The organism is Anaerococcus sp. (assembly GCF_022770135.1).
In the GTDB taxonomy this organism is placed as follows: Bacteria; Bacillota; Clostridia; order Tissierellales; family Peptoniphilaceae; genus Anaerococcus.
On record NZ_JALEIL010000098.1, the window covers coordinates 1 to 14,248 of the forward strand.

Annotated in this window: 13 protein-coding genes; all 13 read right to left on the minus strand. The window is 37.3% G+C overall.

Annotation, left to right across the window (positions count from 1 at the left end):
- Nucleotides 1-592: radical SAM protein (locus MRZ08_RS04645; RefSeq protein WP_297379864.1), on the minus strand; the 592-nt coding region annotated here is incomplete at its 3' end.
- Between the two features lie 16 nt (nucleotides 593-608).
- On the minus strand, nucleotides 609-1,187 hold the full coding sequence (locus MRZ08_RS04650) for a TetR/AcrR family transcriptional regulator (protein ID WP_297379867.1): 579 nt from the start codon (nucleotides 1,185-1,187) through the stop codon (nucleotides 609-611).
- A gap of 242 nt (nucleotides 1,188-1,429) precedes the next feature.
- Nucleotides 1,430-1,909 (minus strand): hotdog fold domain-containing protein, encoded by a 480-nt coding sequence (locus MRZ08_RS04655; RefSeq protein WP_297379870.1) that lies wholly within the window; start codon nucleotides 1,907-1,909, stop codon nucleotides 1,430-1,432.
- Between the two features lie 78 nt (nucleotides 1,910-1,987).
- Entirely contained in the window at nucleotides 1,988-2,251 is a 264-nt protein-coding gene (locus tag MRZ08_RS04660; protein ID WP_297379872.1) for a hypothetical protein, read from the minus strand.
- Nucleotides 2,252-2,299: 48 nt separating this feature from the next.
- A complete protein-coding gene (locus MRZ08_RS04665) occupies nucleotides 2,300-3,367 on the minus strand; it encodes an enoyl-CoA hydratase/isomerase family protein (protein WP_297379874.1) in 1,068 nt (355 codons plus the stop codon).
- 202 nt (nucleotides 3,368-3,569) lie between these two features.
- Nucleotides 3,570-4,922, minus strand: a complete 1,353-nt coding sequence (locus tag MRZ08_RS04670) for a citrate/2-methylcitrate synthase (protein WP_297379876.1) — start codon at nucleotides 4,920-4,922, stop codon at nucleotides 3,570-3,572.
- Complete coding sequence (locus MRZ08_RS04675; RefSeq protein WP_297379878.1) at nucleotides 4,915-5,922, minus strand: isocitrate/isopropylmalate family dehydrogenase; 1,008 nt, start codon at nucleotides 5,920-5,922, stop codon at nucleotides 4,915-4,917. The genes MRZ08_RS04670 and MRZ08_RS04675 overlap by 8 nt, the downstream gene beginning before the upstream one ends.
- Nucleotides 5,923-5,926: 4 nt before the next feature.
- Nucleotides 5,927-7,855, minus strand: coding sequence for an aconitate hydratase (locus tag MRZ08_RS04680; protein WP_297379880.1), 1,929 nt, complete (start codon nucleotides 7,853-7,855; stop codon nucleotides 5,927-5,929).
- A 148-nt stretch (nucleotides 7,856-8,003) separates the two neighbouring features.
- A complete protein-coding gene (locus MRZ08_RS04685) occupies nucleotides 8,004-8,684 on the minus strand; it encodes a phosphoribosylaminoimidazolesuccinocarboxamide synthase (RefSeq protein WP_297379882.1) in 681 nt (226 codons plus the stop codon).
- 10 nt (nucleotides 8,685-8,694) lie between these two features.
- Nucleotides 8,695-9,714, minus strand: a complete 1,020-nt coding sequence (gene purM / locus MRZ08_RS04690; RefSeq protein WP_297379885.1) for a phosphoribosylformylglycinamidine cyclo-ligase — start codon at nucleotides 9,712-9,714, stop codon at nucleotides 8,695-8,697.
- Nucleotides 9,714-10,190, minus strand: coding sequence for a 5-(carboxyamino)imidazole ribonucleotide mutase (gene purE / locus MRZ08_RS04695; RefSeq protein ID WP_297379888.1), 477 nt, complete (start codon nucleotides 10,188-10,190; stop codon nucleotides 9,714-9,716). The genes purM and purE overlap by 1 nt, the downstream gene beginning before the upstream one ends.
- A gap of 8 nt (nucleotides 10,191-10,198) precedes the next feature.
- Nucleotides 10,199-11,650 carry an IMP dehydrogenase gene (gene guaB / locus MRZ08_RS04700; RefSeq protein WP_297379891.1) on the minus strand — a complete coding sequence of 484 codons (1,452 nt, stop codon included), beginning with the start codon at nucleotides 11,648-11,650 and terminating at the stop codon, nucleotides 10,199-10,201.
- On the minus strand, nucleotides 11,647-14,248 hold a 2,602-nt coding region (locus MRZ08_RS04705; protein WP_297379893.1), incomplete at its 5' end, for a phosphoribosylformylglycinamidine synthase. The genes guaB and MRZ08_RS04705, both read right to left, overlap by 4 nt.

Genomic DNA, 14,248 nt, shown 5'->3' on the forward strand with positions numbered 1-14,248 from the left:
CGTCTACGAAGTCATCATCAATTAAGGTAGAGTTGGTAAATATTAGAAATTCACAGTCGTTATGTTTTTCAGCAATCTTTAAAATATCTTTCTTTCTTACTAAAGGCTCCCCACCTGTATATATGTAAAAATATATGCCCATATCCTTACCTTGATTTATGATATCGTCTATTTCATCATAGCTTAGATTTAGGCTCTTACCATATTCTGCCGCCCAACATCCAGTACATTTCAAATTACAAGCTGTAGTTGGATCAAGAAGAATTGTCCAAGGAACATTACAATTGTATTTTTCTCTTGTTTCTCTTTTAAGATCTTCACTAAATAGTACACCGTTTAACATAAAGTTTGTAATTGTCTTATCGAAAACATCCTCATCGATTCTATCAAGCATGTTTATTATGTACTTATAAAAGACATTATCAGGATCATTTATAACTTCTTCAATCCTATCGATTTGTGAAGAATAAGCGTTTGGAGATATCTTTCTAGCAAGGCTAACCGCCTTTGGCAAATTCTTCTCTGGATCTTTGTGGATATAAGACAAAGTTTTTCCTACTGCATAAGTTGTAAATTTTTCGTTCAAATTCATATTTTCCTCCTCTATACTATCTCCGTATATTTTCTAACATTTTATATGAATTATTCAACAAGCCTATTAGTTCTTCTTCCTTAGCTGGATCAGCATCATAAAGCTTTACGGCAAGAAGAATTGGTGAATAAAATATTGTAGCTAGGACCTTTTCGTCAACATCTTCTTTTATATCTAAATTTCTGATAAACTCCTCATGTTTGGCAATTGGATTTTCAATAAACTTCTCTACATAAAACTGCATAGCATGGGGATTTTTATACATCTCTATTGAAATCATTTTCCTGATTCGTGAAACATAATCATCATGAAGTAGATACTCAAATATATCGATAGAAAGTCTAGGAAGATCAAGCCTATTTGACTCGCCCTTATGCACTACATATTTATCAATCCCTTCTAGACGTTGGTCCACCTTACATATAGCCGTAGCCAAGAGGCTATCATAAATATCCTTCTTTGACTTAAAGTGCTTGTATATTGATGGAGCCTTGATTCCGACTTCACTTGCGATTTTTTCTAAGCTTACGTCAGAATACCCATCTTCAGAAAACAAATCCAAAGATTTATCTAGAATTTTTTCTCTAGTATTCATATAATCCTCCCAGGCTAATATCCATTAGCTCTTATTCATATTATAAGCTAATAGTCATTATCTGTCAATACGGTAGCTATCTAAATAAAAAAAGAGCCTGCAAGATTTCACAAATGCTCAAATAAAATACCGTTTGTAATCTTATTAACGACCTTATAAATAATTTCGATATTAGATAAGCAGTGACTAACAAGCTCTAAACTATAATATTTTTTATAAAAAATCAACTTAAATAATAGGCATTACATATTATCCTTAACTGCGACAGCTACCATCTTTGCCTCAGCCCTTAATTCTTCCTTGGCATACATTTTCATATCTACTATTACTTTCCTATCTCCTATCTCTAAAGGCTCTGCTATTATTTTTACAGTCTCAGCCATTGGAGTTGGTTTTTTGAAGTTTATTTCAAGTCTTGCTGTAATAAATCTACCTATTACTGTATCTTCGCTAAGTTCAAGTCCTTTATCCTTGTGCTTGAAATAGGCAGCGGAAGCTGTTCCGTGGCAGTCAAATAGCATGGCTATCATTCCTCCAAATAGGTTTTGTGGGACTCCACCAGTATATTTAGCATCTGGAATGATTTCTGCTATACAAGAAGTCCCATCTTCACTTGGATAGGATTTTAGGTGAAGACCAGATTCGTTATCGGGACCACATCCCCAACAATGTTTGAATCTTTCTCCGTAGGTATCTTGGATTGAAAATTTTTTATTAGTCATTTGTATTCCTTCCTTTTGTGCAAATGTTTTCTTATTTTATAAATAAATTAGCTCCCAGCCTAAGCTAGAAGCTAGTAACTACATTAAGCTATATCCTATAAGCATAACTATTGGAAATGATAAAATCAATAAAACATTTAGTAGAGCTACCACTATTGTTTTTTCTCTAATTGCAAATAATAGGCCAATTATACCTAATATTGGGCAAACTATTAGGGTTCCAATTCCTACAGGTCTTAAGTTCGTATAAGCTTCTAAGATATCAACGGGTAGTATCAAAGATATGCCAAAGGCCAAAAGACCAATTATGAAAAAAATCATACTTATCTTTCTCTTGTTCATAATTCCTCCTCTATTAATAAATTTATACCCAATTTAATATAGAGCTAATTAATTACTAAGTCTTTCTTCGTAAGTCTTATCTATGCCTAAAAGATCTTTTACCTTACCCATATCTACTTCATCAATACTCTTGATCGGCCATTTTGCTGAATCTTCTTTATCAATCATAGTTACTCTGATTCCTTCTTCCATAGATCCAAGCTCTACAGAGTATTTTAAAATTTCGTAATCTAGGTCGATAGTTTCAGCATAAGTTAAGTCCTTGCAGAGAAAATATTTCTCAAATTGAAGGCTTAGCATAAAAGGAAATCTTTCATTTTGGTTGGCAAGAGTTTTTCTTGCAAATTCATCACTTGTATTTGCCTTAAGTTTTTCATAAATAACCCTATAAGAATCTAGGGAGAAATATTCTTCAATCTTTCCTAAATCATCTTCTATCTTTGAAGTATTTTCCTTATTTTCATTATTCTCAAGGATTTTTCTAAACTCATCTATTAATTTATCTCCCTCGTACTCGTCAGATAAGGTAAATAGTTTGTTTATAATATCTTCATATTTAGAAGATTTAATATAGAAGTCTGCTAGGTCATATTTAATCAAATCACTAGCCCCAAGACTTGACCCCGTTAAGGCAAGGTATTGGCCTAGGGCTTGGGGAAGCTTTGAAATCTCCTTACATACTCCAACATCTGGCACAAAACCAAGTCTTGTCTCTGGCATGGCCCAATTTGTAGTCTCATCTGTAATAATTATATCGGAGTTTATAGTAAGCCCAATTCCTCCTCCCATAGTTATGCCAAACCAATGACTAATTACTGGCTTTTTGTATCTTTCGATGTACTTATCTAGCTCAAACTCTGTCCTAAAGAACTTATCTTTATCGTCTTCCTTATCATTTGTAAGATAATCTTCATAGACTTCCTTGAGATCTCCTCCAGCACAAAATCCCTTATCTGCTAGGGAATCAAATAAGACTGCCCTAATCCTTCCGTCATCTTTCCATTTTTCTAATATGTCATAAATTTCATATATCATATCAAGATTTAAGGCATTGATTTTATCAGCCCTATCAAGATAGATAATACCGATCTTGTTTCTAACAAGTTCTTTTATCATTCTTCCTCCTGGATTTAATTAATATATTCTCAGTTTATTTATAAATTAATTATTTTAAAACATTCACTTTATGTGAGATTAAATCCTCACTTTTTATTTTTTATCTACTTACCTTATAATTCTACCCAAAAGAAAAAAATTCAAGCAAGCGAGCCACTTACCTGAATTTAATTAAAATATTAAATTTTAAAATTACAAGACTTTATTTTCTTTTGCCTAAAGGAACGTAGTCTCTTCTACCATTTAAAGACTTGTAAGCAGGTCTGATTATTTTCTCATCTTGAATTTGCTCTAATCTATGGGCAGACCAGCCAACTGTTCTTGCTATAGCAAACATTGGTAGGTAGAGCTCTTCTGGAATATTTAACATATCGTAGACAAATCCTGAGTAAAGATCGACATTGGCACAAGGTGGATACGGCCTATTCTGTCTTTGACTTATCAAATCTTTTCCTATTTTTTCTACATTTTCTATAAAGTGAAAATCTTCTTGCCTTCCCTTTAATATAGAAAGCTCTTTTGCCTTTTTCTTTAGAAGGATTGCCCTCGGATCTGAAAGTGTATAGACAGCGTGTCCTAGGCCATAGATTAATCCCTTCTTGTCGAAGGCTTTTTTATCTAGGATTTTTTCTAGATAGGATTTTATCTTAGAAGTGTCATCTAAGTCATCTACATTTTCCCTTATGTCTTTAAGCATCCTACTTACTTTAAGATTGGCCCCACCGTGCTTGGGACCCTTAAGGGATGCAAGACCTGCTGCAATAGCAGAATATGTATCTGTCCCAGAAGAGGATACCACATGGGTCGCAAAGGCTGAGTTGTTTCCTCCACCATGCTCTGCGTGAATTATAAGCATCAAATCTAAGATTTCAGCCTCAATTTTTTCGTAAGCTTGATCATTTCTTAGCATTTGTAGGATGTTTTCTGCGATTGTCAAGTTATCATCTGCATTGTGAATTATCAGTGACTTCTTATCAAAGTTGTGGATTTTGACCTGGTAGGAGTAGACTGCAAGTATTGGTATTTTTGAAATTAAAGATAGGGATTGGCTTAGGACATTTAGGGCATCTGTCCCATCGGGATTTTTGTCATAAGTATAAAGAGCGAGCAGGGACCTCATCATCTTATTCATTATGTCAGAACCAGGAACCTTAAGGATGATGTCCTCAAAAAAACCATCTGCCAGGGCTCTTTCTTCGACAAGGATTCTCTTAAAAGATTCTAGCTCATCCTCGTTTGCTAGTTTACTGAATAGTAAGAGGTAGATAATCTCTTCAAAGCCCAATCTTTTATCACTCTCTATATCTCTTACAATTTCAGTAATAGGATAGCCCCTGTAGTAGAGTTCTCCTCGGCTGGGAATTTTTTTATTATCTATAATTTTATATCCACACACATCCCCCACTTGGGTTACTCCGACAAGGACTCCAGTCCCATTTTTGTTCCTAAGCCCTCTTTTTATATTATAATTTTCATAGACTTCTTTTTTGATTTTATTATTTCTTTCAATCTCTTTGGCATAGAACTTTAGTCCTTCTTCTTGTTTCTTATCCATTATTATCACCCAAGAAAGAAATTATTGTATCTGTAATGCCACAAGTTGAATTTGTCCCGCCAAGGTCCCTAGTATAGTTTTTCTTATCCTTCAAAGTTTCATAGATTGCCCCTCTAAGATTTTTTGCCTTATCTTTTTCTCCTATATCATCGAGTAATAAACAAAAGCTTAGGAGGAGGGCTATAGGATTTGCAAGGTTCTTCCCTGCTATATCTGGAGCAGAACCATGAATTGATTCGTAAATTGCAATATCCTTACCCTTATTTACCCCAGGCATAAGGCCAAGACCTCCAACAAGACCTGCTCCAAGGTCTGATAGGATGTCCCCATAGAGATTTTCTGTTACCAAAACATCAAATCTTTCTGGATTCATAACCATTTGCATGGCAGTATTATCTACTAGAAGCTCTTCGACTTCAATATCAGGATATTCTTTTGCAAGGTCCCTTGCCACATCTAGGAAAAGCCCATCACTTAGCTTCATAATATTAGCCTTGGTTATAACGCTGACTTTTTTGCGATTATTTTCCCTAGCATAGTCAAAGGCCGCTCTTATTATCCTCTCTGATTTTTCCCTAGTAATAATTTTTATCGAATGAGCCTCATCTGGAGATTTCATTTCTTCAACACCGGCATACAAGTCCTCTGTGTTTTCCCTAAAAATAACCATATCCACTCCATCAAACTTCAAATCGAGCGGGCCCGGGGCCTTTATAGGTCTGATATTTGCATATAGGTCAAACTTCTTCCTAAGTTCTACATTAATCGACCTAAAACCATGACCAATAGGAGTTGTAATTGGTCCCTTGATCGCGATTTTATTTTTATTTATAGAGTCGAATAAGGCCTGGGGAATGTAGACTCCCTCCTTCTCAAAGACAGATAGACCTGCATTTATTTCTTCAAATTCTATATCAACTTTTAGACTGCTTACCACTTTCTTTAGGGACTCTGTAATTTCTGGCCCTATCCCATCTCCCTTAATTAAAGTTACAAACATACTCCTATAATTCCAATCCTTTCGCATAATTTAGATAGCCACCTTCTAGGAGGATTTCCTTCTCCCTTTCCGATAGGTCGGCCTTTAATCTAATCTTTATATCTTTTGTTAAATCCTCTAGGATAAACTCGCCCTTTCCTATATCTTCTCTTATATTTGAAATCCTAATATCGTCATATTCATCTATTTTTTCATAATCATCTGGATTCACAAACTCCAGAGGAATTATGGCGTTATTTATAAGATTTGACCTATGAATCCTTGCAAAGGACTTAGCAACGACTGCCTTGATTCCAAGATATAAAGGAATGAGGGCAGCATGCTCCCTAGAAGAGCCTTGACCGTAGTTTTCTCCTGCTAGGATAATTCCTCCCTTATATTTCTCGCTTCTTTCCTTAAAGTCACCAATTTTGGTAGTGAAAGCAAAGTCTGATAGATAGGCGATATTTGACCTAAATGGCAAGAGCCTAGCATTTGATGGGCAAATATCATCCGTAGTTATCCCATCGCCAGCCTTATATATTATTTTCTTTTCTATATCCTTTAGCTTCTCTGCCTTTGGGTAGTCTTTTATATTTTTCCCCTTAACCGTTTCCTTTACTCTCTTTGATTTATCTTCGATTGGCTTTATAAAATAGGCTTGGCTTTGGTTAAAGCTTACATTTTTATCAAAATCTGTTTCATAGGAAAGTTCTCTAGGATCTGCTATATAGCCCATAACAGCACTTACAGCACAAGTTTCTGGACTTGCTAGATATATTTGAGCATCCATAGTCCCAGATCTTCCTTTAAAGTTTCTATTAAAAGACCTTAGGGAAACTGCCCCAGCCTTTGGAGCTTGTCCCATTCCTATACATGGTCCACATCCTGACTCCAAGACTCTGGCTCCGGCCTTGATAAAGGTCGCAAGTGCCCCATTTTCTGAGATTTTTTCAAGTATTGTGGCAGATCCTGGAGAAATAACTAGGGAAACATCTGGATGGACTGTCCTATCCTTTAGGATTGAGGCAACTTTCATCAAATCTTCATAGGATGAATTAGTGCAAGAGCCTATAGCTACTTGATCGACCTTTATTTTTCCTAAGTCCTTAACAGGCTTATATTGGTCTGGAAAATGAGGTCTTGCGACAGCAGGTTCAATCTTACTTAAATCTATGTCGATTGTTTCATCATAGGAGGCTTCAGGGTCGGCTTCAAGATTAATATAATCATCTTCTCTGTTTTGTGACTTAAGATAAATTCTAGTATTTTCATCTGATGGGAAAATCGAAGTCGTTGCTCCAAGCTCTGCTCCCATATTACAAATCGTCGCCCTATCTGTGACGGATAAGGACCTCACACCTTCCCCGCTATATTCCATAATATAGCCAGTTCCTCCCTTAACAGTCAGCCTTCCTAATATGTATAAGATTACATCCTTTGCATTAGCATATGGCGGAAGACTTCCTTTTAGATTTACCCTATATATCTTAGGCACTTTTACAAAGTAAAAGCCCCTGGCCATAGCTACTGCAACCTCAAGCCCTCCTGCCCCAATGGCAAGCTCGCCAAGTCCTCCTCCAGTAGGAGTGTGGGAATCAGATCCTAGGAGGGTATGTCCTGGTTTGGCAAACTGCTCTAGATTTACCTGATGGCAAATCCCTCCTCCTGCCTTAGAGAAGGTGATACCATATTTGTTGGCAGCAGATTTAATAAATTCGTGATCGTCAGCATTCTCAAATCCTTGTTGGAGGATATTGTGATCTATGTAAGCAAGTGAGTTTTGTGTCTGTACGTTTTCTATATCCATAGCTTCTAATTGAAGATAGGCCATAGTTCCTGTAGAATCCTGGGTTAGGGTCTGATCGATTCTAATTGCGATCTCTTCGCCAGGAATCAATTCTCCCTTAAGTAAGTGACTTTTAAGTATTTTCATAGCTAATGATAAGCCCATAATTTTCTCCTTTACATTAAAGCGTTATCGTATCATAGGTATTATTATACTTTTAAATTTATAAAATGAAATTATCTCAGTGATTTTTGACAAAAGAAAACCCTAGCTAAAACTTCCTCTCTCAAAGCTTTAGCTAGAGTCTAATTAATTAACCTAGCATGATTTTTTCAAGTTCAAGTGGCTCGATATACTTATCTCCCTTGTAGGCTCTCATGTTTCCGCCTGAGATTTCATCTATTAGGGCTACCTTACCATCTTCAATCCTACCGAATTCAAATTTGATATCATAAAGATCGAGGTCCTTTTTACCTAGCTCTTCTCTTACGATTTCGCCAATATTCAAGGCTAAGTTCTTGAGCTCTTCATATTCTTCTTCAGTCATTATGTTTAGTAAAACTAGGGCATCCTTGGTGATTAGTGGATCTTCTCTTTCATCATCTTTTAGGGTGATTTCTACATAAGGATCGATCTTTGTTCCGCTTTCGATGTATTTGCCGTATCTTCTTATGAAAGATCCAACTGCGTAATATCTTACGATTACTTCAACACCTTGACCGAAGACTTCTGCCTTTTTAACTATTGCTTCGTTCTTATCTAGGTCGGCTGAAATAAAGTGGGTTGTAAGTCCCTTATCATTTAATTTTTCATAGAAGAACTTGGTCATGGCAACAGCTTGATGGCCTGCCCCTTCCATTGTAAGTCCCACACTATTGGCGCCTGGATCGAAAACTCCGTCATTTCCTGTTACATCATCTTTGAATTTCAATAAATATTCTTCATCATTTAATTTGTAAACGTCTTTTGTCTTTCCTGTATATACTTTCTCCATTTTTATCTCCTTATAGATTTATTTTGATATCTTTATTTCCACTTCTTACTTTTCCAATTACTTGAGCCTTGCCTTCTAAGAGGTCTAGGGCCAAGTTTTTATCTTTCTCGTCTACAAACACTACCATGCCTACTCCCATGTTGAAGGTATGATACATTTCATCTGTGTCTATATTTCCCCATTCTTGAATCTTAGTAAAGATTGGATCAAGATCGAGCTTACTTAGGTCAAAGTCTACTCCCAAATCATCACTAAGAACTCTAGGGACATTTTCGTAAAGACCTCCTCCCGTTATATGGGCAATTGCTTTTAAGTCAATATTTTCTTGTAAGGATTTGATTTCATTAGCATAGATTTTGGTAGGTCTTAGAAGTTTTTCACCAATACTTTCTTCCTCACTAAATCTATCATCTAGTGAAACTCCTGCTTGTTTCATACTCGCTCTTACTAGGGAAAATCCATTGCTGTGAACTCCAGATGAATAAAGACCTATGGCTATATCTCCTTCTTTTAGACTTTTCCCATCAATTAGCTTATCCATATCACAGATTCCTACCGCAAAGCCTGCCAAGTCATAATCATCTTCCTTATAAATACCTGGCATCTCGGCAGTCTCTCCTCCTATTAGACTTGCTGAAGCCTCCTTACATCCTTTTGCGACTCCTTCGACAAGCTTTGCCATCTTTTCTGGATTAAGCTTGCCTGTAGCTATATAATCTAGGAAAAATAGGGGCCTTCCTCCCTGGCAGAGGATGTCATTGACACACATGGCCACACAATCAATTCCTACAGTATCGTGCTTATCCATCTCCATGGCAAGTTTTATCTTTGTCCCAACCCCATCAGTTCCACTTAGGAAGACCGGATTATCGATTCCTGTAAGGTCTGGGGCAAAGGCTCCGGCAAAGCCTCCTATATCTGTGAGGACTTCCTTGCTGTGGGTTTCTTTTACGATTTTTTTAATTAACTCTACTTCCTTATAGCCCTTTTCCTTATCGACTCCGCTATCCTTATAAGTTAATTTTGCCATTATATTTCACCGAGATTTTTATCATCCGCTAGAACTTTTTCAAGCATTTCTTTCTTGTGATCTTTTAGTCTAGAGGCTAGCTCTTCATCTTTTAGGGCGAGAATTTGTATAGCAAGGAGAGCTGCATTATTGCCACCATTTATGGCAACTGTAGCTACTGGAACTCCCTTTGGCATTTGAACCATAGAAAGTAGGGCATCAAGGCCTGCTGTGTTGCTTCCCCCAACAGGTACTCCAATTACAGGTTTTATGGTCATCCCTGCCATAACTCCAGCAAGATGAGCTGCCATGCCAGCAATTCCTATATAGACATCACAGTCATCTTTTTTAATTGTCTCTTCCAAAACATTTAGAGCACGGTGAGCTGAAATTACAGATACTTGGTAATCAATATCGAAGTCTTTAAGAATTGATGTTACCTTTTTAGCTATCTCTACATCTGAGGCTGAGCCCATTATTATTCTTACGTCTGTCATAATTCCTCCTAATTTTTAGAATAGTTTGGTGATTCTCTAGTAATTGTGATATTGTGTGGGTGGTTTTCTATAAGGGAAGCTGGAGTGATCTTTATAAACTGAGCTTTTTCGTAAAGTTCTGATAAGTCTTTGCTTCCAACATAGCCCATTCCTGATTTTAGTCCGCCCAAGAGTTGGTATACTACCTCTCCAACAGGACCCTTGTAGGCAACTCTTCCCTCAACTCCTTCAGGAACATACTTTTTGGTATTAGTTTGGAAATACCTATCTCCAGATCCATCCTTCATTGCTGCAAGGGAACCCATGCCACGATATTCCTTGTATTGTCTTCCCTCAAAAAGAATTGTATCTCCAGGAGATTCCTCAGTACCAGCAAAAAGCGATCCTGCCATTACTACATCAGCCCCACAAGCTAAGGCCTTGGTTATATCTCCTGAATACTTGATACCACCATCTGCTATTACAGGAATGCCAAATTTCTTAGCTTCCTCTACACAATCGATGATAGCAGTAATTTGTGGAACTCCTATACCAGTTACAACTCTAGTTGTACATATTGATCCTGGGCCAATGCCGACTTTCACACAATCTACACCAGCTTCTATCAAGTCACGAGTAGCATGAGCAGTTGCGACATTTCCAGCTATAAGGTCTAGGTCTGGATATTTTTCTTTGATCTTTCTTATAGCTGAAAGGACGTTTTTGGAATGACCATGGGCAGTATCTAAGGTGATAACATCAACATTGGCAGCAACTAAGGCATCTACCCTATCCATCATATCATTGGTAATACCAACAGCAGCTCCAACTACTAGTCTGTTATTAGCGTCCCTTGCAGATTGTGGGTATTGCTTGGACTTTTCGATATCTTTTATTGTGATAAGGCCCTTTAGCTTGTAGTCCTCATCTACTATAGGAAGCTTTTCGATTTTACTTTCTTCCATAAGTCCTATAGCTTCTTTCATCTTGATTCCCTCGTAACCTACAACTAAGTTTTTCTTAGTCATTATAGAATCAATTACAAGGTTTGGATCTTCGACAAATCTTACGTCTCTATTGGTTAGAATACCCTTAAGATACATGTCCTTATCGACAATTGGAACTCCTGAAATCCTGTAGTTTTTCATTATATCTAAGGCATCTTGGAGGAGGTTTTCTGGATGAAGGTAGAAGGGATCTGTTATAACCCCATGCTCTGACCTTTTTACTACATCAACTTGCCTAGCCTGCTCATTTATAGGCATATTTTTGTGGATAATTCCTATACCACCTTGTCTGGCCATGGCTATAGCCATTTGAGATTCTGTTACAGTATCCATACCAGCAGACATTATTGGTATGTTTAGTTTTATTTTCTTGGTAAGATTGGTTGTAGTATCTACCTCGTTTGGTAGGACTTCCGAAGGTCCTGGTACTAGTAGAACGTCATCAAAGGTTAATCCGTCTCCTAAAAATTTCATTTCTCTTCCTTTCTAAAATAATTTACAGCATTTTCAAACAACAATTCTCTTTCTACATCATAGACATTCTTGAACAAATCATCATCAACTCTTTCAGCATGGGCCATCCTTCCTAAGATCTTCCCATCTTTTGATAGGATTCCTTCTATATTATAGTTAGACCCGTTAGGAGAAGTCTCATAGACTGAAAATATCTGATCATTTTCTAAAAGCTCTTCTAGTTTTTCTTTATTTGCAATAAATCTTCCTTCTCCGTGGGAGATTGGAACTCTGTAGGTCTTATCTAGGTCAATTCCCACTGTCCATGGGCTGTTATTAGTCAAGCACCTTGTATTTACAAAACTTGCTATGTGGCGGGATGAGGTATTAAATGTTAGGGTTGGATCAGCTTCTTCCTGGATTTTAACCCTGCCATATGGCAAGAGTCCAGTCTTAACGAGAGCTTGGAAGCCATTACAGATTCCTAATATTAAGCCGTCATTTTCTTCAAGTAGGTATTCTATAGCTCTAGCTACTTTTTCATTTCTTATAATATTAGCCAAGAACTTAGCCGAACCATCTGGCTCATCCCCTAATGAGAAACCTCCAGGAATCATAAAGATTTGAGATTCTTTTAGAAGATCTGCTAGTTTATCTATAGATTCTTTTATCTCGCTTTCATTTTGATTCCTAAAGACTAAAATCTCCGTATCTGCCCCTGCCTTCCTAAAGGCCTTCTCGCTATCTAGCTCACAGTTTGTTCCAGGAGCGGCAAGGATTGTAACAAGTGGCTTTGAAACATTATTTTTGGCTTTCAATCTCCTAGTAACCTTGCTAGGACTTAGCTTTTCGTATGGAGTATTTTCATATCCTTGGAATATTTCATCTAGGCCATGGAGGTAAATATCTTCAAGCTCTTCCTTATTAAGTATTACTCCATTTACGATGATATCTTCGCTAAAGCTTCCAATATCTTCTATAAACTCACGATCATCCTTATATTCAACTAGGAAAGAACCGAACATAGGATTGTAGAGATTATCGTAATCTATTGTAAAACCAGTATTTCCTATACTTTGCTCAAATAAGTCTGCCAGAAGTCCCTTCCTACTTAGAGAAATTGCAGATATTACATTTCCCTCTCTTATTTCCTTGTTAAGATATTGGAAGTTTTCCTTTAATTTTTCTAGATCTAGGCTTCCGTCTTCCTTATAGCTGGTCTTAATAAGACCAATTCTTCCAGATCCCTTAAAGTCATTGGTAATAATATTTTCTATATCTTCAGTAGTTACCGCAAAAGATATTAGACTTGGTGGAACCTTTAAATCTTCGAAAGTCCCACTCATAGAATCCTTACCGCCTATAGGAGGTGTTTCGAAAAAGCTTGATACTTCAAAGGCTCCCAGTAGGGACTTAAGAGGCTTAGACCAGGCTTTATCGCTATCCATAGACTCGTAGAACTCTTGGAAGGATAGTCTAATTTTTTCTAGGTCTGATCCTACTGCAACAAGTCTTGCAAGAGATTCTACAACTGCATAATAGCCTCCAAGATATTGACTTTCTGATGAGAGTTTTGGGTCAAATCCATAGCTCATTAGAGAAACTGTCTTTGATACGCCTTTATCAACTGGAATTCTCGCTGCCATAACTTGGGCAGGGTTTAGGAGTTTCCTTCCTCCAAGAGGGCTTAGGACAGTATTTCTTCCTATGGATGAATCAAACATCTCTATAAGATTTCTCTTACTTAGTCGATCTAAGTCGTTTATCTTTTCATAGAATTTACTTGGGTTATCATCTTTTTCTTTTAAAAGATCTGGCTTATCTTCGCTTAGATAAGAAACTTTGGCATATCTTTCAGCCCCATCGGTGTTTATGAAATCGTAGGAAAGTTTAGCTACAATGTCGTCTCCGTAGTAAAGGGTCATGGTATTATTATCTGTAACTCTCGCAACAAGACTTGCCTCTAGGTTTTCCTCCTTGGCATAGGCCATAAATTCATCAAGGTCCTTCTTGTCAATTACCACAGCCATCCTCTCTTGGGATTCTGATATGGCAATCTCAAAAGGCTTTAGACCCTCGTACTTTAATGGAACCTTGTCAAGATATATATCGATTCCATCAGCAAGCTCTCCGATAGCAACTGAAACCCCACCTGCGCCGAAGTCGTTACATTTTTTGATAAGTCTTGCGACTTCCTCTCTTCTAAAGAGTCTTTGAATCTTCCTCTCTTCTGGAGCATTACCCTTTTGGACTTGGGCAGATTCTGTTTGGATGGAAGTAATCTTGTGAGATTTAGATGAGCCTGTAGCTCCGCCTATACCATCTCTTCCTGTTCTACCACCAAGAAGGATTACTAAATCACCAGGGGCTGGATCAAGTCTTTTGACATTTCTTGCTGGTGTTGCTGCTATAACTGCTCCGCACTCCATCCTCTTGGCAGTGTAGCCTTCATGGTAGAACTCATCTACAAGTCCTGTTGCAAGGCCAATTTGATTGCCGTAGGAAGAATATCCCAAAGCCGCTTCCTTGGTAATCTTTGCTTGTGGGAGTTTTCCCTCTAGGGTATCCTCGTAAGCTTCCTTTATATTTCCAGCTCCACTTAGTCTCATGGCTTGGTAG